The 20,217-nt window shown below is 67.6% G+C and carries 22 protein-coding genes; 12 read left to right on the top strand and 10 right to left on the bottom strand.

Going from position 1 to position 20,217, the window contains the following annotated elements; translation table 11 throughout:
* Nucleotides 1-29 precede the first annotated feature (29 nt).
* On the bottom strand, nt 30-1,763 hold the full coding sequence (pabB, locus tag ACG3SL_RS19350) for an aminodeoxychorismate synthase component I (protein WP_448662787.1): 1,734 nt from the start codon (nt 1,761-1,763) through the stop codon (nt 30-32).
* 94 nt (nt 1,764-1,857) lie between these two features.
* Here pabB and ACG3SL_RS19345 point away from each other — a divergent pair, with 94 nt between their 5' ends.
* A complete protein-coding gene (locus ACG3SL_RS19345) occupies nt 1,858-2,502 on the top strand; it encodes an MBL fold metallo-hydrolase (RefSeq protein WP_448662786.1) in 645 nt (214 codons plus the stop codon).
* A 3-nt stretch (nt 2,503-2,505) separates the two neighbouring features.
* On the opposite strand, the gene ACG3SL_RS19340 is transcribed toward ACG3SL_RS19345, so the two are convergent.
* Nucleotides 2,506-2,940 (bottom strand): MAPEG family protein, encoded by a 435-nt coding sequence (locus ACG3SL_RS19340; protein WP_448662785.1) that lies wholly within the window; start codon nt 2,938-2,940, stop codon nt 2,506-2,508.
* A gap of 182 nt (nt 2,941-3,122) precedes the next feature.
* Between ACG3SL_RS19340 and rpmF the strand changes: the two genes are divergently transcribed.
* From rpmF to ACG3SL_RS19315, 5 genes are all read left to right on the top strand, one after another.
* The gene (gene rpmF, locus ACG3SL_RS19335) at nt 3,123-3,302 is read left to right on the top strand and encodes a 50S ribosomal protein L32 (RefSeq protein WP_448662784.1); all 180 of its coding nucleotides are present in this window, start codon (nt 3,123-3,125) and stop codon (nt 3,300-3,302) included.
* A gap of 29 nt (nt 3,303-3,331) precedes the next feature.
* Nucleotides 3,332-4,363, top strand: coding sequence for a phosphate acyltransferase PlsX (gene plsX / locus ACG3SL_RS19330; protein WP_448662783.1), 1,032 nt, complete (start codon nt 3,332-3,334; stop codon nt 4,361-4,363).
* A complete protein-coding gene (locus ACG3SL_RS19325) occupies nt 4,360-5,331 on the top strand; it encodes a beta-ketoacyl-ACP synthase III (protein WP_448662782.1) in 972 nt (323 codons plus the stop codon). The genes plsX and ACG3SL_RS19325 overlap by 4 nt, the downstream gene beginning before the upstream one ends.
* A gap of 107 nt (nt 5,332-5,438) precedes the next feature.
* Nucleotides 5,439-5,738 carry an integration host factor subunit alpha gene (locus ACG3SL_RS19320; protein ID WP_448665175.1) on the top strand — a complete coding sequence of 100 codons (300 nt, stop codon included), beginning with the start codon at nt 5,439-5,441 and terminating at the stop codon, nt 5,736-5,738.
* 1 nt (nt 5,739) lies between these two features.
* On the top strand, nt 5,740-6,075 hold the full coding sequence (locus ACG3SL_RS19315) for a MerR family transcriptional regulator (protein ID WP_448662781.1): 336 nt from the start codon (nt 5,740-5,742) through the stop codon (nt 6,073-6,075).
* 7 nt (nt 6,076-6,082) lie between these two features.
* On the opposite strand, the gene ACG3SL_RS19310 is transcribed toward ACG3SL_RS19315, so the two are convergent.
* Complete coding sequence (locus ACG3SL_RS19310; RefSeq protein ID WP_448662780.1) at nt 6,083-6,619, bottom strand: SixA phosphatase family protein; 537 nt, start codon at nt 6,617-6,619, stop codon at nt 6,083-6,085.
* Nucleotides 6,616-9,336 (bottom strand): ATP-dependent DNA helicase, encoded by a 2,721-nt coding sequence (locus tag ACG3SL_RS19305; RefSeq protein ID WP_448662779.1) that lies wholly within the window; start codon nt 9,334-9,336, stop codon nt 6,616-6,618. The genes ACG3SL_RS19310 and ACG3SL_RS19305 overlap by 4 nt, the downstream gene beginning before the upstream one ends.
* A gap of 320 nt (nt 9,337-9,656) precedes the next feature.
* Here ACG3SL_RS19305 and ACG3SL_RS19300 point away from each other — a divergent pair, with 320 nt between their 5' ends.
* The 6 genes from ACG3SL_RS19300 (at nt 9,657) to ACG3SL_RS19275 (ending at nt 15,668) form a co-directional block, all read left to right on the top strand.
* Nucleotides 9,657-10,826 carry a glycosyltransferase family 4 protein gene (locus ACG3SL_RS19300; RefSeq protein ID WP_448662778.1) on the top strand — a complete coding sequence of 390 codons (1,170 nt, stop codon included), beginning with the start codon at nt 9,657-9,659 and terminating at the stop codon, nt 10,824-10,826.
* Nucleotides 10,827-10,867: 41 nt separating this feature from the next.
* Nucleotides 10,868-12,496, top strand: coding sequence for a lysine--tRNA ligase (locus ACG3SL_RS19295; RefSeq protein ID WP_448662777.1), 1,629 nt, complete (start codon nt 10,868-10,870; stop codon nt 12,494-12,496).
* Nucleotides 12,493-13,749: a Na+/H+ antiporter NhaA gene (gene nhaA, locus ACG3SL_RS19290; protein WP_448662776.1), complete on the top strand. Its 1,257-nt coding sequence runs from the start codon at nt 12,493-12,495 to the stop codon at nt 13,747-13,749. Before ACG3SL_RS19295 ends, nhaA begins: the two co-directional genes overlap by 4 nt.
* A gap of 10 nt (nt 13,750-13,759) precedes the next feature.
* Entirely contained in the window at nt 13,760-14,341 is a 582-nt protein-coding gene (locus ACG3SL_RS19285) for a sigma-70 family RNA polymerase sigma factor (RefSeq protein ID WP_448662775.1), read from the top strand.
* A complete protein-coding gene (locus ACG3SL_RS19280) occupies nt 14,334-15,020 on the top strand; it encodes an anti-sigma factor (protein ID WP_448662774.1) in 687 nt (228 codons plus the stop codon). The genes ACG3SL_RS19285 and ACG3SL_RS19280 overlap by 8 nt, the downstream gene beginning before the upstream one ends.
* A gap of 84 nt (nt 15,021-15,104) precedes the next feature.
* Nucleotides 15,105-15,668, top strand: a complete 564-nt coding sequence (locus ACG3SL_RS19275) for a fasciclin domain-containing protein (protein WP_448662773.1) — start codon at nt 15,105-15,107, stop codon at nt 15,666-15,668.
* A gap of 68 nt (nt 15,669-15,736) precedes the next feature.
* Here ACG3SL_RS19275 and ACG3SL_RS19270 read toward each other — a convergent pair whose 3' ends face one another.
* The 6 genes from ACG3SL_RS19270 to ACG3SL_RS19245 form a co-directional block, all read right to left on the bottom strand.
* A complete protein-coding gene (locus tag ACG3SL_RS19270) occupies nt 15,737-16,291 on the bottom strand; it encodes a phytanoyl-CoA dioxygenase family protein (RefSeq protein WP_448662772.1) in 555 nt (184 codons plus the stop codon).
* 113 nt (nt 16,292-16,404) lie between these two features.
* The gene (locus tag ACG3SL_RS19265) at nt 16,405-17,334 is read right to left on the bottom strand and encodes an electron transfer flavoprotein subunit alpha/FixB family protein (RefSeq protein WP_448662771.1); all 930 of its coding nucleotides are present in this window, start codon (nt 17,332-17,334) and stop codon (nt 16,405-16,407) included.
* The gene (locus ACG3SL_RS19260) at nt 17,331-18,083 is read right to left on the bottom strand and encodes an electron transfer flavoprotein subunit beta/FixA family protein (RefSeq protein ID WP_448662770.1); all 753 of its coding nucleotides are present in this window, start codon (nt 18,081-18,083) and stop codon (nt 17,331-17,333) included. The genes ACG3SL_RS19265 and ACG3SL_RS19260 overlap by 4 nt, the downstream gene beginning before the upstream one ends.
* A gap of 59 nt (nt 18,084-18,142) precedes the next feature.
* On the bottom strand, nt 18,143-18,616 hold the full coding sequence (locus ACG3SL_RS19255) for a GFA family protein (RefSeq protein ID WP_448662769.1): 474 nt from the start codon (nt 18,614-18,616) through the stop codon (nt 18,143-18,145).
* Nucleotides 18,613-19,812: an ADP-forming succinate--CoA ligase subunit beta gene (gene sucC, locus ACG3SL_RS19250; RefSeq protein ID WP_448662768.1), complete on the bottom strand. Its 1,200-nt coding sequence runs from the start codon at nt 19,810-19,812 to the stop codon at nt 18,613-18,615. Before sucC ends, ACG3SL_RS19255 begins: the two co-directional genes overlap by 4 nt.
* A 96-nt stretch (nt 19,813-19,908) precedes the next feature.
* On the bottom strand, nt 19,909-20,217 hold the full coding sequence (locus ACG3SL_RS19245) for a hypothetical protein (protein WP_448662767.1): 309 nt from the start codon (nt 20,215-20,217) through the stop codon (nt 19,909-19,911).

Here is a 20,217-nt window from a genome sequence, read left to right as displayed (position 1 = left end):
AAAGGCGCCTTTCCGGTGGGGACGCGCGCCTATACGTCTCCCTGCGCGTTTTTCGCAACTGTAACGGCTGCAACCAGTCCGCGCAGGGCGTTGCCGACGAAGAATCCGCCGCCCAAGTCCTCGGGCCGCAGATCGCCTTCCACCGCGCGGCCGCTCTCGATCAGCTCGGCGCGCAACACCCCCGGCAACAGCCCCCGGTGCAGCGGCGGCGTGACCAGCACCTCGCCGCGCGGCACGAACAGCGAGGTGAAGCTGCCTTCGGTCAGGAACCCCTCGGCATCGGTGAACAGCACTTCCCACGCGCCGCCCGCGCGCCGCGCGGCGTCATAAAAACCGCGCCGGCTGGTCTTGTGCGACAGGCGGAAATCGTGCCTATCGACCGGCAAAGGCGCGATTGCGACGCGCACCGGCGCCTCGGGCACGGCGGGCAGGGGGGCCACGCCGATCGCCACTGCCCCCGAGCGCGCAAGCACCAGCCGCACGCGCGCGGGCTCGCGCAGGCGAAAGGTTGCCGCCTGCAATTCGTTGCGCGCGCTGTGCCGATCGAACGCGAAGTCCAGCGCCAGCGCGCTCGCCTTGATCCGGCTCAGATGGCGTTCGAGCAGCGCGATGCCCTCGACCGGATCGAAGCGCATCGTCTCGATCAGGTCGAATCCCGCCTCGCCCGCCGTCACGAACGCCCCCTTGGCCAGGCATTCCTCCCATTCCTGACGCACGACAGAATCGGCGACGACGCCCGAGCCAAGCCCCAGCACCGCGCCCCCGCGCCCATCGCAAACGAGAGTCCGGATCGCCACGTTGAACATCGCATCGCCACTCGCATCCAGCCTGCCGATACTACCAGTATAGACGCCGCGCGGAGCAGGCTCGACTTCGGCGATCACTTGCATCGCCCGGATCTTGGGTGCGCCGGTGATCGATCCGCAGGGAAACAGCGCCGCCAGCGCATCGATGCCGTCGCGATCGGGCAGCAGCTCCGCCGTCACCGTGGACACCATCTGGTGCACCGTCGGATAATGCTCGACGTCGAACAGGCTCGGCACCCGCACGCTGCCGGGCCGGGCGACGCGGGCCAGATCGTTGCGCATCAGATCGACGATCATCAGGTTTTCGGCGCGCTGCTTGGGGTCGCTGCGCAGTGCCTCGGCCAGCATGCTGTCCCGTTCCGGGTCAGGGCTGCGCACTGCGGTGCCCTTCATCGGCCGCGCCGTGAGCCGGCCATCGTCCAGCGCGAAGAACAATTCGGGCGACAGGCTGAGCAGCCACTGCGTCCCCGTCGCCACCAGCGCGCCATAGCCCGCCCCGGCCCGGCGACGCAGCAGCGCATACAGCGCCGCCTCATGCCCGGCATAGCGCAGCGCGGTGCGGATCGTCAGATTGGCCTGATAGATGTCGCCGGCGGCGATATATCCGGCCACCCGCGCAAAGGCGTCGGCATAGGCGGCCGCGTCCACCTGCGGCACCGGCGCGCCCGCCCATGCGCCCTCGGGATCGGGGAGCAGCGCGGCAACGTCCTCCGCACGCAGTTCGGTGAACGACGGGAATACCCCGAACCACAAGGGCGCCCCGCTTGCCCCGTACGAGAGATAGCCCGCCGCATGCAGCCCCGCCTTTCGCACGTCGCGCAGCCGCGCCAAGGCCGCCGGAACGCCGGCTGCATCGGTCGCCGCGACGATCTCGACCGGATCGGCATAGAGCCGGGCGGCAGCGCCATCGGCGCGGGCGTCATCCAGCAGTATAAAAGGCGCATCGGGCAACCGCATTGTTAACAGGCATGCAACCACAGGCGCCGCCGGGCAAGCCCGTGTTGCTCCCCGGCGCCACGCACCCTATCTCCGGGCCATGGCAAATCCCCCGATGCGCGTCGCGATCGTCCCCGTCACGCCGCTCCAGCAGAATTGCAGCCTGCTCTGGTGCACGCAGACGATGCGCGGCGCCTTTGTCGATCCGGGCGGCGACCTTCAGAAACTGCGCTCCGCCGCGGCGGAGCATGGCGTGACGATCGAAAAGATCCTCATCACCCATGGCCATATCGATCATTGCGGCGCGGCGGGCGAGTTCGCGAAGGAACTCGGCGTCCCGATCGAGGGCCCGCACGAGGCCGACCGGTTCTGGATCGCGCGGCTTGAGGATGACGGGCGGCGCTATGGTGTGCGCGGCGCGCCGTTCGAACCCGATCGCTGGCTGGAAAATGGCGAACAGGTGACGGTGGGGACGCTGGTGCTCGACGTCTATCACTGCCCCGGACACACGCCGGGGCATGTCGTGTTCCACCACGCCCCGTCAAAGCTGGCGATCGTCGGCGACGTGCTGTTCCAGGGATCGATCGGGCGCACCGATTTCCCGATGGGCAATCATCAGGACCTGCTCGATGCGATCACCGGGCGGCTCTGGCCGCTGGGGGACGACACAGTGTTCGTCCCCGGCCACGGCCCCGCGAGCAATTTCGCGCATGAGCGCCGCACCAACCCCTATGTGAGCGATGCGGCGCTGGCGGGATAGGAGTCAGGGGCGCGGCGCGATCTTGAACACCGTCTCCGCCGGATGCGTCGCCGGCGCCTGATCGAACGCCAGCCATACGCCATAGCCGGCAAGCCCGAGCATAAGGAGCATCGTCACGATCACGCCGATGCGGCGGCCGAGCATCCATCCGTCCATGCCGATGCCGTGGGCGATCCGCCCGACCAGGAACAGCGCGCCGGCCGACCACAGCCACAGCGTCGATCCCGTCGCCAGTTCGATCAACGCGATCAGGATCAGGATGATCGGGGCATATTCGGCGAAGTTCGCATGCGCGCGCATCCGTGCCAGCATGCGCGGGTCACCTCCGTCGCCGATCGAGATCTTCTTGGCGAGTCGTATGCTGCTCACGCGCCAGCCCAGCCAGAAATTGAGCAGCGCCGCGCCGCTGGCCGTCGTGAGTGCAACTGGTAATATCATTTCCTAATTCCCCTTGTGCGCCCGACTCTCGCTTGCAACCTGAGTACAAATCGCTATACGCGCGGGCTCGCTTCGTGACCTGTCCTCTGGTCCGGCGAGCGGTCGGATCGTTCCGTCGCTTGCCCGGTGCCAATTGTGGGCGTATCGCGACCTGATTCAAGTGTTGGTATAAAGGTGCCGAAATGGCCGTCCCTAAGAGAAAGACCTCGCCGTCGCGGCGTGGCATGCGCCGCTCGCACGATGCGCTGTCGATCGAATCGTTCCAGGAATGCCCGAACTGCGGCGAACTGAAGCGTCCGCACAACCTGTGCGGTGCTTGCGGCCATTATAACGGCCGCGAGATCGTTTCCGTCGAAGCCTGAGCCCAGCTATCGTTCGGGAAAGCGCCGGCATGACCAATCCCTCGCGAATCGCCGTCGATGCGATGGGCGGCGACGAGGGGCTCGCCGTCATGCTGGCTGGTGCTGCGCGTGCGCGGCACCGGTTCGAGGGGATGGAGTTCCTTCTCGTCGGCGACGAAACCCGGATTCGCCAGGGCCTGGAGCAACACCCCAATCTCGCTGCTGCGTCGGAGATCGTCCACGCGGCAGACATTGTCGCGTCCGATGAAAAGCCCAGCCAGGCGATTCGCCGCGCCAAGACCACGTCGATGGGAATCGCCATCGACCTGGTGAAAAAGGGGCAGGCGGGGGCCGCCGTATCGGCGGGCAACACCGGCGCGCTGATGGCGATGGCCAAATTGTCGCTGCGGACGATGCCCGGCATCGACCGCCCGGCGCTGGCCGCGCTGATGCCCAGCCTGGGTGCGACCGACACGGTGATGCTCGATCTGGGCGCCAATACCGAAGTCGACGCGCGCAACCTGGTGCAGTTTGCGGTGATGGGGGCAGCCTATGCCCGCATCGCGCTCGACCTTGAGCGGCCACGCGTCGCGCTGCTCAACATCGGCACCGAAGAGATGAAGGGCACGGAGAATATCCGGGACGCCGCAGCCAAGCTGCGCGCCGCCACGCACCTTCCGCTCGATTTCACCGGCTTCATCGAAGGCAACAAGCTGTCGCGCGGCGATGTCGACGTGATCGTGTGCGACGGCTTCTCCGGCAACATCGCGCTCAAGACCGTCGAGGGGACGGCCCGATTCGTCGCCGACCTGCTCAAGCGCGCCTTCAGCAGCTCGGTCCGGTCGAAGATCGGCTTCCTCATCTCCAAGCCCGCAACCGAATTGCTGCGGCATCATCTGGACCCCAACAACCATAATGGCGGGGTCTTTCTCGGCCTGAACGGCATCGTCGTGAAAAGCCATGGCGGTGCCAACGAACTGGGCATCGATACGGCGATCGGATTCGCGGCGAAGCTGTTGCGCGACGATCTGAACCGCCGCATCGCCGAGGATCTTGGGAATTTCGAGGCAAAAGCTGCGTGACGATTCGTTCGGTGATACTGGGTACGGGCTCGTTTCTGCCCGAGCGTCGCGTCTCCAACGCGGAACTGGCGGAACAGGTGGACACCACCGACGAATGGATCGTCGAGCGCACCGGCATCCGCTTTCGCCACATCGCCGGGCCTGACGAATCGACCAGCACGCTCGCGACGCAGGCGGCAAAGGCCGCGCTGGCCGCCGCTGGCGTTGCCGCCGACAGCATCGACCTGATCGTGCTGGCGACAGCGACGCCGGACCAAACCTTCCCCGCCACTGCGACTCGCGTCCAGACCGCGCTCGGCATCAACGATTGCGTCGCGTTCGACGTGGCGGCGGTGTGCTCGGGCTTTCTCTACGCGGTGCAGGTTGCCGATTCGATGCTGCGCGCGGGCGTCCATCGCCGCGCGCTGGTGATCGGGGCGGAGACGTTCAGCCGCATCCTCGACTGGGAAGACCGCGCGACCTGCGTGCTGTTCGGCGACGGCGCCGGGGCGATCGTGCTCGATGCGCAGGACACCCCCGACCAGGGCGGACGCGGCATCCTGTCGACCAAGCTCCACGCCGATGGCCGCTATAACGACCTGCTCTATGTCGATGGCGGTCCCTCGACCACCCAGACCGTCGGCAAGCTGCGGATGAAGGGGCGCGAGGTATTCCGCCACGCCGTCGTCAACCTGGCGGCGGTGATGGACGAATCGCTCGTCGCCGCCGGGCTTGCCGCCACCGATGTCGACTGGCTGGTGCCGCACCAGGCCAATGCCCGCATCCTCGATGCGACCGCGCGCAAACTGGGGCTGTCGCCCGAAAAGGTCATCGTCACGGTCGACGAACACGCCAACACCTCTGCCGCATCGGTGCCCCTCGCGCTCGATACCGCCGTCCGCGACGGACGCATCAAACAGGGCGACCTGGTGGTGCTGGAAGCGATGGGTGGGGGTTTTACCTGGGGCGCTGCCGTCGTTCGCATGTGATATTCCCCAAAATGGCGGAAGCGTTACGAAAGCGTGACGATGTTATTTGCGACCGAAACACAATCTGATACACGTAAGACAACACAGGTTAGCGGGGGAAATAGTTGATGTCGGCCGCAGGAACGCTAACACGAGCGGATCTCGCCGAGTCGCTACATCGCGAAGTCGGCCTTTCGCGCGCGGATGCTTCGCGCATCGTCGAGCAGATTTTGCACCATATGTGCGAATCGCTGTCGAAGGGTGAGAATGTCAAAATCTCCGGTTTCGGCAGCTTCATCCTGCGCGACAAGGGCGAGCGCGTCGGCCGCAACCCCAAGACCGGGGTCGAAGTGCCCATCGCGCCGCGCCGCGTGCTGACATTCCGGGCAAGCCAGATGATGCGCGACCGCATCGTGGCCGGCGGTTGAGATGACCCGGCCGGCGCCAACCAAGGCCGCTGGCGCGCTTCGCACGATCGGCGAGCTCGCCCAGGACATCGGGCGCCCGCAGCACATCCTGCGATATTGGGAAACGCGCTTCCCGCAATTGCGCCCGCTGACCCGCGCAGGTAACCGCCGCTATTACCGTCCCGACGATGTCGCGCTGGTCCGGCGGATCGATGCGCTGCTCAGCCAGGAAGGCTACACGATTCGCGGCGTGCAGCGGCTGCTCGAATCGGAGCGCCCACGCAGCGCCGCCAAATCCAGCGTCGAGTCGCTGGTGGAAATCCGCGACACCCTCGTCGCCGCGCTCGAAGAAAGCTAAGCCGCGCTCAGGGGGTGTCTGGCCCCAGGCTCGGGTCCAGATCGCGCGGCCGCACGAAACGCGTCAAAGCCGCAGCGCCCCGCATCACTGCGTCCCAGCGATCGATGGACAGGCGCAGCTCTGCCAGGCTCGCGGTCGGGAACTTGGTTTCCACCCGCGCGCGCAGTTCGCCGCCCTCCGGCGCCAGCAGCAGCACCAGTTCCTCCAGCCCGGGATTGTGCCCGACCAGCAGCACCGATTGGGTCGCATCCGGCAATTCGCGCACCGCGTCCAGCAGCGTCGCCGCCGAGGCAAGGTACAGCCGCTGGTCCCAGGCCGGCGCAAGGTCGCTGCCATAGCCGGTCGCGACGTGGCGCAGCGTCTCCACCACGCGCACGGCGGGCGAAGCGACGGCATGATCGAACACCAGCCCCTCGGCCTTCATGTGGCGCCCCATCATCGCGGCGGCGCGCTGGCCCTTGGGGTTGAGCGGGCGATCGAAATCGCGTGAGACGGGGTCGTCCCATCCCGATTTGGCGTGGCGCAGCAGCGTTAGCGTCTTCATGCGTCCTCGGGGCGACGGGCGGTTGCCGGGGCGTCATGCCGCAACCCGGCGGCCAAGGAAAGCCGAACCCGCGCCACTGCCTCCTCCAGCGTCACCCGCACTACCGGCGTCCCCGCCGGAAACGCGCCCAGCAGCCTCGAGGGCATGGCGGAGGAGAGCAGGACGAACGCCCCGCGATCGTCCGCGCGGCGAATCAACCGGCCAAACGCCTGCGCCATTCGCGCGCGGACGATCCGGTCGTCATAGGCGCTGCCCCCGCCGGCCAGCCGCCGCGCCGAATGGAGCACCGTGGGCTTGGGCCAGGGCACGCCCTCCATCACCACCAGCCGCAGCGAATCGCCCGGCACGTCCACGCCGTCGCGCAGCGCATCGGTGCCGAGCAACGAGGTGCGCGGATCGTCGCGGAAGATGTCCACCAGCGTGCCCGTGTCGATCGGATCGACATGCTGGGCGAGCAGCGGCAACCCCTCACGCGCCAGCCGGTCGGCGATGCGGGCATGGACCGCGCGCAGCCGCCGGATCGCCGTGAACAGCCCCAGCGTGCCGCCCCCCGCCGCGACGATCAGCTGGGCATAGGCATTGGCCAGCGCCGGCATGTCGCCGCGCTTCACATCGGTGACGATCAGAACTTCGGCCTGCCCGGCATAATCGAACGGGCTGTGCGCCTCGAACCGGATCGCCGGGCGCAGCAAATGGACCGCGCCGCTGCGCGCTTCGGCCACGTCCCAGTCGCCCCCCGCGCGCAGCGTCGCGGAGGTCACCAGCACGCCCTGCGCCGGCTCCAGCACGGTGCGCGCGAATGGGCGCGAGGGATCGAGCCAGTGGCGGTGGAGCCCGACATCATATTCGCGCCCCTCGGCCCGGTCGACCGCGAGCCAGTCGACATAATCGGGGTCCGCCGGCCCGCCGATGCGCGCGATCAGCGCCAGCCACGCGCCGATCGTCTCGGTCCGCCAGCCAAGCGAGGCGATAGCGCCTTCGATCCGGGCGCGGGCGGGGCCATCCATCCAGTCGGGGGCGTCGTCCAGCACCGCCTCCAGCCGCCGCCCGAGCCGCACCAGCGGGCGGACCAGCGCGTCGAGCGCGGCGCTGGCCGGTCCCGCCGCCTCGACCAGCGTGGGATCGGGCTCGGCCAGCTCGGTTTCGAGCCCATAGCCCGCCTCCGCCCCGCCATTGGTGTCGCGGGCATAGACAAGCCCCCGCACCGCGGCGAGCAGCGCCTCGATCGGGCCGAACGGCTCGCCTTCGTTGACGCGCTGGAGCCATTTGTCGCTGGGCAGCGCCTGCGCCGCGTCCACCGCCTCGGCAATCGCGCGCGCGCCCTCGTCGTCATAGCTCGCCACGTCGGACAATCGCGCCGCCAGCCCGCGCCGGCGCCCGCGCGATCCGCCTTCGGGCCCGATGATCCAGCGGCGGATCTCGATCGCCTCCTGCCCCGTCAGCGCGGCCGAGAACATGGCATCGGCGGCATCGAACAAATGATGCCCCTCGTCGAACACATAGCGGCTGGGCCGAGTCGCCGATTCGCGGCCGCGCGCGGCGTTGACCATCACCAGCGCATGATTCGCGATCACGACATCGGCATCGGCGCTGGCCCGCGCGGCGCGCTCGATGAAGCATTTCCGGTAATGCGGGCAGCCGGCATAGATGCACTCGCCCCGCCGGTCGGTCAGCGCAGTCGATCCGTTGCGGCGGAACAGGATCGGCAGCCAGCCGGGCAGGTCGCCGCCCACCATGTCACCATCGGCGGTATAGGCCGCCCAGCGCGCTACGAGCTGCGCCAGCACCGCCGCGCGGCCCGCAAACCCGCCTTGCAGCGCGTCTTCCAGGTTGAGCAGGCACACGTAATTCTCGCGCCCCTTGCGCGTCACGATCCGCCGCTTGCGCGCCTCCGCATCGGGGAACAGCCGTTCGCCCTCCTGCGACAGCTGGCGTTGCAGCGCCTTGGTGAAAGTGGACACCCACACCGCGCCATCGGCCTGTTCGGCCCAGAGCGAGGCGGGGGCGAGATAGCCCAGCGTCTTGCCGATGCCCGTCCCGGCCTCCGCCAGCACCAGATTGGGCGAATCGCGCATTTCGCGCGGCGCAAAGGCCGCCGCCGCCGCCGCCGCATAATCGCGCTGGCCCTGCCGCCGCTCGGCCCCGCTGCCGGTCAGCCGCGCCAGCCGCTCGGCAATGTCGGCATCGGCGAGCGTCACGGTGCGCGGGGCGGGGCGGGGGGCGTGTTCCTCCCATTCGGGCAGCTTGGAGAACAGCCAGCGTTCGGCGCGCTCGGGCTTGGCCAGGACCTGCGACAGCGCGGGTGCCCAGGCCCAGCGCAGCCGGAACAGCGATTGCAGGCCGTGCCACGCCCCTTCGCGCTCGGGCCAGTCGCCGCCGGGCACTGCGAGCAGCGCCTCCGCCACGCTGCGCAGCAGGGGCGCGGTCTCGGCATCCGACACAGGCGGGGCCAGCCCGACGGCGCGCGCAATCCCCTTGGGCGTCGGCACGGCGAAGCGCGCGGGATGGAGGAACGCGAACAATTCGAGCAGGTCGAGCCCCGAAATCTCGGGATGCCCCAGCCTCTGGCCGATCAACGGCGCATTGAGCAGGATCACCGGCGTATCCGCCGCGACCCGGATCGCCTCGCCCCGGCTGATCGCGCGCGTATCGTCGGCGGTGGCGATCCAGATGCCGGCATGGCTGGCGTGCAGCGCGGGATAGGGAAGCGGCGGCATCGATCGAGTCCACAGGCCATGCGACGCGCCGGACCGTCCCGGCGCACTGCGCCCTTGTACACTGTTCGTTCCCGCTGAACAGCCACGATGGGCAGCCGCGCGACGGCCCGGCGGCGGGTCATTTCGGCTGCGGCGATATTGCCCTTGGCATGGCTCCGCCTGCGCGCTTACAAACGCCGCCTCTCCCCGCAGGGGCCGGCCGATGGAACGACCGGTCCGGGGGATAGGCTCGCCGTTACCGATCCTTAGTCCTAGCCCGGAACCTTCATGACCTCGATGGCGCGCCCTCCGATCGCATCCCGAACCGGCAAGTTGCCGCAATGACTCTGTCCGGTCTTCGCGTCGCGCTGTTCAGCGGAAACTATAATTACACGCGCGACGGCGCCAACATGGCGCTCAATCGGCTGGTCGCATTCCTGCTGGCACAGGGCGCGGCGGTGCGGGTCTATTCGCCGGTGGTCGACGAACCGGCGTTTCCGGCGACGGGCGATCTTGTCGGCGTGCCGTCGGTACCGATTCCCGGTCGGTCGGAATATCGGGTGGTCTACCGTGTCGGACGCGAGATCGCGCGCGATCTGGCCGAATTCGCCCCCAACATCCTCCACGTCTCCGCACCCGAGACGCTGGGACATTGGGCAGTGGCGTACGGGAAGGACCACGGCATCCCGGTACTCGCCTCGGTCCACACCCGCTTCGACACCTATTTACGCTATTACCGCATCGGCTTCCTTGAGGGCGGGATCACTGCGCTGCTGCGCCGGCTGTACCGCAAGTGCGACTCGATCGTCGCGCCGTCCGAATCGATGGCGGAAGTGCTGCGGGGCCAGCGGATGAATGCCGAAATCGGCATCTGGCCGAGCGGCGTCGACCAGGACGTGTTCACCCCCGCCGCCCGCTCGCTGGAATGGCGCCGCGACCTGGGCATCGCCGATGACGAAGTGGTCGTCGGCTTCCTCGGCCGGCTTGTGCTGGAAAAGGGAATCGACGTGTTCTGCGACACGATCGAGATGCTGCGCGCGCGCGGTGTGACGCTGCGCGTGCTGGTGGTGGGCGACGGCCCGGCGCACAAGAGCTTTGCCCAGCGGCTGCCCGACGCGGTGTTCGTCGGGTTCCAGAGCGGCGCCGCGCTGCCCCGCGCGATCGCGTCGATGGATATCTTCCTCAATCCCAGCATCACCGAGACCTTCGGCATCGTCACGCTGGAGGCGATGTCGTGCGGCGTGCCCGTCGTGGGCGCGGATTCGCCGGGCACCGCCAGCCTGATCGTCGACGGCGTCAACGGCCGGCTGATCGCGCCGGGCGACGTCGCCGGCTTCGCCGATGCCGTCGCCGCCTATGCGACCGATCCGGCGCAGCGCGCGCGGGCAGGGGCGGCGGGCGCATCCTTCGCCGCCAGCTATAGCTGGGACGCGGTGAATCGGGGGCTGGCCGAGACCTATCTGCGCGTGATCGCGCGGCGGGAGGGCGCAGAGCCCGCCCCCGCCGGCTGAGACTGGCCCCCCGCGCCAGTCTTCGCTAGACGCGGGCTATCATGAACGACATCACACCCGAACTGCGCGCCGCCGCGCTCGTCTCCAAGGCCTGGCCCTATGAAGAGGCGCGCAAGCTGCTCAAACGCTATCCCGATGGCGCGCCGGCCAAGGGGCATGTGCTGTTCCAGACCGGCTATGGCCCCTCGGGCCTGCCGCATATCGGCACCTTCAACGAAGTGCTGCGCACGACGATGGTGCGCCGTGCGTTCGAGGCGCTGTCGGATATTCCCACGCGGCTGATCGCGTTCAGCGACGACATGGACGGGCTGCGCAAGGTGCCGGACAATGTGCCCAACAAGGAGATGCTGGCGCAGCACCTGGGCAAGCCGCTGACGCGCGTTCCCGACCCGTTCGGCACGCATGACAGCTTTGCCGCGCACAACAACGCCCGGCTGCGCGAATTTCTCGACCGGTTCGGGTTCGAGTATGAATTCGTGTCCTCGACCGAATATTACGCCAACGGCACCTTCGACGAAGCGCTGAAGGGCGTGCTGCGCCACTATCAGGGCATCATGGACGTGATGCTGCCCACGCTGCGCGCCGAGCGGCAGGCGACCTATTCGCCGGTGCTGCCGGTCAGCCCGACGAGCGGCATCGTGCTGCAGGTGCCGGTGGAAGTAGTCGACGCCGAGGCCGGGCTGATCGCGTTCGAGGACGAGGGCGTGCGCGTCGTCCAGAGCGTGCTGGGCGGCCAGGCCAAGCTCCAGTGGAAGGTCGACTGGGCGATGCGCTGGGTCGCGCTGGGCGTGGATTACGAAATGGCGGGCAAGGACCTGATCGATTCGGTGATCCAGTCGGGCAAGATCGCCCGCGTGCTCGGCGGCAAGCCCCCCGAAGGCTTCAACTACGAGATGTTCCTCGACGAAAAGGGCGAGAAGATCTCGAAGTCCAAGGGCAATGGCCTCAGCCTGGAGCAATGGCTGACCTATGGCCCCGACGAGAGCCTCGCCTTCTATGCCTATCGCGAGCCAAAGAAGGCGAAGGCGCTGCACATTGCTTTGATCCCTAGAGCGATCGACGAATACTACCAGTCGCGAGATAAGTGGTGGGATCAGCCGATTGATCAGAAGCTGGGTAACCCTGTACATCACATCCACAACGGCGATGTGCCGTCTGGCAGCTTGCCAGTTACTTTTGGTTTGCTGTTAAATCTCGTGGGTGTGCTCGGTCCAAGTGCCGATCGCCGACAGGTTCTGAATTATCTCGGAAAGTATTTCGGGGAACCCATTGAAAAAGCCACGGAGAGAGATCGTACCGTGGCGACGAAAGGCCTAGCCTATCTCGAAGACGAGTTGGATCGCCTCGTCGACTTTGCAATCGCCTACAATCGAGATTTTGTCGCGCCTGGCCTGTCACGCCGCGTGCCCGAAGGCGTCGAGATCGACGCGCTGAAGCGGCTCGACGCGGACCTCGCGGCGCTGCCCGCCGATGCGCCGGCCGAGGATATCCAGAACATCGTCTATGAAATCGGCAAGACCGCCGGGTTCGAGACGCTGCGCGACTGGTTCAAGGCGCTGTACGAAACGCTGCTGGGCTCCGAACAGGGCCCGCGCATGGGCAGCTTCATCGCGCTGTACGGGATCGACAACTCCCGCAAGCTGATCGCGGAGGCACTGGCCAAGGCATGACGGGAATCGAGGAAGAAAGCGACGCCGTCACCGGGGCACCCGTCAAACCGGATTCGGCACGGCGCGCCTTCCTCAAGAGCGAGGCGGCGGGGGGCATCTTCCTGATCGCGGCAGCGGCGCTGGCGATGCTGGCGGCGAACCTGCCGGGGGTTTCCGCTGCGTATTTCGGGCTGCTGCACCTGGAAACCGGGGTGACGCTGTCGGCGCTGCACGGGCCGATGACGGTGCATCTGTGGATCAACGATGCGCTGATGGCAGTGTTTTTCCTGCTCGTCGGGCTGGAGATCAAGCGCGAGTTCGTCGACGGGCGGCTCGCCACCTGGGAGCATCGGCGGCTGCCGGTGATCGCCGCCGCCGCCGGCATGGCGGTGCCCGCGCTGCTCTATACCCTTGCTGCGGGATCGACGCCGGGGCTGGCATCCGGCTGGGCGATTCCGGCGGCGACCGACATCGCCTTTGCGATCGGCGTGCTGGCGCTGCTGGGCAGCCGCGCGCCGACGTCGCTCAAGCTGTTCCTGACCACGGTGGCGATCGTGGACGATATGGGCGCGGTGGCGATCATCGCAGTCGCCTATACCGCGCATATCGACGTGCTGGCGCTGGGCGGGGCCGCGCTGGTGCTGGCGGCGATGTTCGTGCTCAACCGGCGCGGCGTCCGGAGCCTTGCCCCCTATCTGCTGCTCGCGCTGCTGCTCTGGTATCTGGTGTTCCTGTCGGGCGTGCATGCGACGATCGCGGGCGTGGCGGCGGCGATGATGATTCCGATCGTCAAGTCGCCCGGACGCCCCGACGCCGCCGATTCGCCGCTCCACCGACTGGAGCATGCGCTGCATCCCTGGTCGGCGTTCCTGATCGTGCCGGTGTTCGGTTTCGCCAATGCGGGCGTCGCACTCGGCGGGCTTTCGCCATCGATCCTGCTCGCGCCGCTGCCGCTGGGCATCGTGCTGGGGCTGTTCCTGGGGAAGCAGCTGGGCATTTTCGGCAGCATCTGGCTGGCGGTGCGCTTGCGATTGGCACAGAAGCCCGCCGGGGCCAGCTGGATCCAGGTCTATGGCGTCGCGCTGATCGCCGGCATCGGCTTCACGATGAGCCTGTTCATCGGCGGGCTGGCCTTCCCCGGACGGCTGGAACTGGTGGAGGAGGTCAAGATCGGCGTGCTGGCGGGATCGATCCTCTCGGCGCTGGCGGGCTTTGCGGTGCTGCGCTTCGCCGGACGCGCGCAACGGCTTGGCGCGGGGCGAATCGGCGACTAGGCTGGCGCTCGTGCCCGCATCCGCCCCTTCGCCCGCCACAGCGGATGCCGCCCGGTTGCGGCTGGTACAGGCGCTCCAGCGCGTCGCGCGCGGCGACCGGGCGGGGCTGCGCCAGGTCTATGACATGACCTCCGCGAAGCTGATGGGGGTTTGCCTGCGTATCTGCCAGGATCGTGACGTGGCAGAAGACATCATGCAGGACGTGTATCTCAAGATCTGGAGCCGTGCGGGGCGCTTCGACGCGAACCGGGCGAGCCCGATCACCTGGCTGTGCACGATCGCGCGCAACACCGCGATCGACTGGCGCCGCGCGCACGCGCTGCCGCCCGCGCTGGGGATAGAGGCGGCGGACGGCATCGCCGACGCCCGCCCGATGGTGGACCGCCTGATCGAGGACGGACAGCAACAGGCGCGGATCTTCGACTGCCTCGACGCGCTGGAGGGGCAGCAGCGCACGGCGATCCGATCGGCGTTTTTCGATGGTTTCAGCTACCCCGAACTGGCCGAACGCGCCGCCGTGCCACTGGGCACGATGAAGAGCTGGATTCGCCGCGGCCTCATCCAGCTCAAGGGGTGCCTGGGCGATGGCTGAGCCGATGCCTCCCGAAGAAATCGGCGATACCCTGGCCGCCGAACTGGCACTGGGCGTGCTGGAGGGCGAGGCGCGGGCGGAGGCGCTGCGCCGCCAGCTTGCCGACCGCGCGTTCGCCGCCGACGTGGCGCGCTGGCGCGAGCATTTCGGCGCGCTGGCGGTCGAGATTCCCGGCGTGGAGCCGAGCGCCGGGCTGTGGAACGCAATCGACGCGCGGCTGAACGTCCAGGGTGCCCGCGCGGTACGCATGTGGCGGCGCGCGGCGATCACTGCCAGCGCAGTCGCCGCCGGGCTCGCGCTGGTACTGGTGCTGCGCCCCACCGCGCCGCCGATGTCGCCGCTGATGCAACCGGTCGCGGTAGCGCGGCTGAGCGGGCTTCCCGGCGCGGAGCTTGCCGCGCGCTACGATCCCGCCGGCGGCGTGCTCCGCATCCGTGCCGAAGCGATGCCCGACAGCCCCAAGGCGCCCGAGCTGTGGGTGATCCCGCAGGGCGGCACGCCGCGCTCGCTCGGGCTGGTCGCGGCGCACGGCAATAGCGACCTCGACATACCGGCGGACGCGCGCGCGCTGCTGGTCGATGGCGCGACGCTGGCGATCACGATGGAGGACGCAACCGGCGCGCCCCATGCCGGGCCGAGCGGCCCGCCGGTCGCGGCAGGAAAAATTTCGCTGCTCTGACGCATCCGGCGCGCGAACCGCGCCGTACCTTCCGACGCGCACCCTGAAGAGGTGCGGCGAACCCAATCGGAAGGAAGCCCCAAGATGCTGAAATCTCCGCTCGCGAAAGTCACCTGCGCACTCGGCGCCGTGATGCTTGCCACTGGTGCTACCGCTGCGATCCAGAACTATCCGATGGTCGGCGGTGCCGCCATGTACCCGACCAAGACGATCGTCGAGAATGCCGTCAATTCCAAGGACCACACCACGCTGGTCGCGGCCGTAAAGGCCGCCGGGCTGGTCGAGACGCTCTCGGGTCCCGGCCCCTTCACGGTGTTCGCCCCCACCGACGCCGCCTTCGCCAAGCTGCCCGCCGGCACCGTCGAAACGCTGGTGAAGCCTGAGAACAAGGGCACGCTGACCACGATCCTGACCTATCACGTCGTCCCCGGCAAAATCAGCGCCGCCCAGATCGCCGCCGACGCCAAGGCGCATGGCGGCAAGGCGATGCTGACGACGGTGCAGGGTGAGAAGCTCACCGTGTCGAGCGGCCCGCAGGGTGGCTGGTGGATCACCGATGCCAAGGGCGGCAAGGCCAAGATCACGATCGCCGACGTCAATCAGTCCAACGGCGTGATCCATGTCATCGACGGCGTGCTGATGCCGTAACCCATTCGCTTCGCAAACGCCCTGGCGAAGCGAGGGGGTCGTCGGCCAATCCCTCCGGCGACCCCCACCTATCCAATGCCGAGCCACTCCAGCCCATGGGGCAGGGTGCCGGCGGAAAAATCCACTTGCAGCACCCGGCGATGCGCGTGCCCCGAAGCGGCGGCGGACGCATGCAGGATCGGCGTTGCATACAGCCATACATCCCCCGCATCGGCGAGGCACATCGCCGTGCCACAGCGTTCCACCGCACCGGCAATCTCCGCCTCTGGCACGCGGCCCAGCCGATGCGATCCCGGCGCGATCAGCAGCGGCGCGTTGTCGGCCGGCACCGCGTCCAGATGGATGCGCATCGTCACCATCGCCTCGATCACTGCAAACGGTGGTTCCACGTGGAGCAATCCCGCCTTCACCGACCATGGCCCGAAGCCGGACGTATCCACGCGCGCCGTTACCGCGATCGTGCGATCCTGGTGCCAGCCCAGTGCCCAGTTGTTGCCATCGCTCTTGTCGAACAGGATCGCCCGCACGGGCCGTGCCTCCGCGCCGAGCGTGCGGCAGGCGATGGCACCGAGCGCATCGGGAGCGAGCAACGCCCCAAGTCCCGGCACGTCGTGCAGGCGCACGCCCGCGCGATCCCTCGGCACTCGATCCGCCAGCGCTGCGAGCGCCTTAAGAAAAGGGGCAGCCGCACCTTGCAGGTGCGCTGCCCCCTGTTCTTCCAGTGTGAACGCCGGGCTCAGAGCTTTTCGGTCAGTTCGGGGACGATCTTGAACAGATCGCCGACCAGGCCGATGTCCGCGACCTGGAAGATCGGCGCATCCTCGTCCTTGTTGATGGCGATGATGGTCTTGCTGTCCTTCATCCCCGCCAGATGCTGGATCGCGCCCGAAATGCCGACCGCGATATAGACTTCGGGTGCGACGATCTTGCCGGTCTGGCCGACCTGATAGTCGTTGGGGACATAGCCCGCATCCACGGCCGCGCGCGACGCGCCCACGGCGGCGCCCAGCTTGTCGGCCAGCGGCTCGATCAGCGCGTGGAAATTCTCGCTGTTCTGTAGCGCGCGGCCACCCGACACGATCACCTTGGCGCTGGTCAGCTCCGGACGGACCGACTCGGCGATTTCGGACGAGACGAAGCTGGAGAGCCCCGCATCGCCTTCCGCCGCCACCGCTTCCACGGTGCCGGTGCCGCCGTTCGGCTCCGCCTTGGCAAAGGCAGTGCCGCGCACGGTGAGGACCAGCTTCTTATCGCGGGTCTGGACCGTGGCGATCGCGTTGCCGGCATAGATGGGCCGCGTGAAAGTGTCCGGCCCCTCGACCGACAGGATATCGCTCACCTGCATCACGTCGAGCAGCGCGGCGACGCGCGGCGCGATGTTCTTGCCGTTGGTGGTCGCGGGAAACAGCACGGCGTCATGGCTGTCCATCAGCTTGGCGACGAGCGGTGCGACATTCTCCGCGAGCGCATGGCCATAGGCGGCATCGTCGGCGACATGGACCTTGCCCACGCCGGCGATCTTCGCGGCTTCCTCGGCCACGCCCGATACGCCCGCGCCGGCGACGAGCAGATGGACTTCGCCCAGCTGCGATGCGGCGGTGACGACGGCGAGCGTCGCGTCCTTGACGCTCTGATTGTCGTGTTCGACCCAGACCAACGTCTTCATTTCGCGACTCCCATGCCCTTGAGCTTCTCGACCAGTTCGTCGACGCTCCCGACCTTGATCCCGGCGCTGCGCTTGCCCGGCTCGACGACCTTGAGCGTCGTCAGGCGCGGGGCGATATCGACGCCGTAATCGGCGACGGTCTTCTTCGCGACCGGCTTCGACTTGGCCTTCATGATGTTGGGCAGCGTCGCATAGCGCGGTTCGTTGAGGCGCAGATCGGTGGTGACGATCGCGGGAAGCTTCAGGTCCACCGTCTCGAGCCCACCGTCGATTTCGCGCGTCACGGCGACGCGCTCGCCGGTGACATCGACCTTCGACGCGAACGTGCCCTGCGGCCAGCCGAGCAGCGCGCCCAGCATCTGGCCGGTCTGGTTGGCGTCGTCGTCGATCGCCTGCTTGCCCAGGATGATGAGGCCGGGCTGTTCTTCCTCGGCGACCTTGGCGAGCAGCTTGGCCACGCCCAGCGGCTCCACCTCGTCCTCGGTCGCGATCAGGATGGCGCGATCCGCGCCCATCGCACGCGCAGTGAGCAGCACGTCGGTTTCCGCCTTGGGCACGCCGATGGTCACAACGACCACTTCGGTCGCCACGCCCTTTTCCTTCAGGCGCACGGCTTCCTCGATCGCGATCTCGTCGAACGGGTTCATGCTCATCTTGACGTTCGCCAAGTCGACGCCGGTGCCGTCCGCCTTCACGCGGGGTTTCACATTGTAGTCAAGCACGCGCTTGACCGCCACCAAGACCTTCATCGCATCCTTCCTGTCCGTCAGGGCTGTCCCCCGACAATTGGGTTACGTTTACGCGAACGTCAACCGCTCGCAAGCGATTCGGCGTACGCCTGCACCAGCGTGCCGAAGGATTCCGGGGGCGGAAATTTGGGATAGCTGTGCGCGGCGCCCGTCTGTGCCCAAGGCAGCGCCTCTTCGGTCCAGGTCTCGAGGAAGGGCGGGGCAGGCATCGGCGCGTCGAGCATCGTCGTGCGGATGTTCACAAAGGCGTCGAGACCCTCGGGCCGAGTGAACAGCCAGCTCTTGCAATGATCGCAATGGAAATGCCGGGTGGGGCCGTGCAGGCCCCCGATCACCGGCTCGCCTTCGATCACTGCGAAGCTTTCCGCCGGATAGAGTCCGCTCAGCGAATAGGCGCTGGCGGTCATCCGCTGGCAGCCGGTGCAGTGGCAGGCCATGGTGACGAGCGCATCGCCCGTCACCCGGAACCGCACGCGACCGCAGCGGCAGCCGCCCTCGACCGGCGAAGCCGTCGGGGCGGCCGCGTCGCTCACGCGACCTTCTTCACCTCCGCCACGATCTTCTGGGCGGCGTCGCCCAGGTCGTTGGCGGGAACGATCGCCAGGCCCGAATTGGCCAGGATGTCCTTGCCCTGCTGGACGTTCGTGCCTTCGAGGCGGACGACCAGCGGCACCGACAGGTTCACTTCCTTGGCAGCCGCAACGATGCCCTCTGCGATGATGTCGCAGCGCATGATGCCGCCGAAGATGTTGACCAGAATGCCCTTCACGGCGGGATCGCTCAGGATGATCTTGAACGCCGCCGTGACCTTCTCCTTGCTCGCGCCGCCGCCGACGTCGAGGAAGTTGGCCGGGAACATGCCGTTCAGCTTGATGATGTCCATCGTCGCCATCGCCAGGCCGGCGCCGTTGACCATGCAGCCAATGTCGCCGTCGAGCTTGATATAGGCCAGGTCGTACTTCGACGCTTCCAGCTCGGCGGGGTCTTCCTCGGTCTCGTCGCGCAGTTCCATCAGGTCCTTGTGACGGAACATCGCGTTGGAATCGAACCCGACCTTGGCGTCGAGCACCATCAGATTGCCGTCTTCGGTCACGGCCAGCGGATTGATTTCGATCTGCGCGGCGTCGGTGCCGAGGAAGGCGTCATACAGCTTCGACGCGGTGCTGGCCGCCTGCTTGGCGAGATCGCCCTCCAGGCCCAGCGCCGCCGCGACCGCGCGGCCATGGTGCGGCATGAAGCCGGTGGCGGGGTCGATGTCGATCGTGTGGATCTTTTCCGGCGTGTCGTGCGCGACGGTTTCGATGTCCATGCCGCCTTCGGTCGACACGACCATGCCGATCCGGCCCGACGCACGGTTCACGAGCAGCGCGAGGTAGAATTCCTTGGCGATGTCGACGCCGTCGGTCACGTACAGCCGGTTGACCTGCTTGCCCGCATCGCCGGTCTGGATCGTCACCAGCGTGTTGCCAAGCATGTCGGCAGCGGCAGCGCGGACTTCGTCCTGCGTCTTGGCAAGGCGGACACCGCCCTTGGCGTCGGGGCCGAGTTCCTTGAACTTGCCCTTGCCGCGGCCGCCGGCGTGGATCTGGGCCTTCACCACGTAAAGCGGCCCGGGGAGCTTCTTGGAAACCTCGACGGCCTCCTCAACGGTCATCGCGGCATAGCCGGCGGGGACCGGAACGCCAAACTTGGCCAGCAATTCCTTGGCCTGGTATTCGTGGATGTTCATGAGCGCGCATTCCTCGCTAGAAATCGAAGAGCTGGGAAAATCGAAGATTTGGGGCTGCCTTAAGCACAGCCGCCCCTGCGAATCCACCCCCGGGGTTTACCGTCCGGCACCGATCGCGCACAAAGCCGCCGAACTCGACGTCACGCCCAGTATCTCCGCATCGCCCAGCGCGCGGACACGGTGGAGGAACTGGTCGACCGACTCGGAGGCGCCCGCGTTCGGCAGATCGGCGATCCGCAGCAATTGCTTGAGCGAGAGCCGATCGACCATCCGCCCGGCCATGCACGCCGACAGCGGCCGGGGCAGCCCGGCGCGGATCAGCCCGGCGCGCAGCCGCGCCTCGGGCACCGCGCAGGCGCAAAGGGTGAGGACAAGGGCGAGGGCGCCGAGTTGTTTCGCTTTCAT

The organism is Sphingomonas degradans (assembly GCF_053502645.1).
This window is presented reverse-complemented; position numbering and strand designations above follow the sequence as displayed.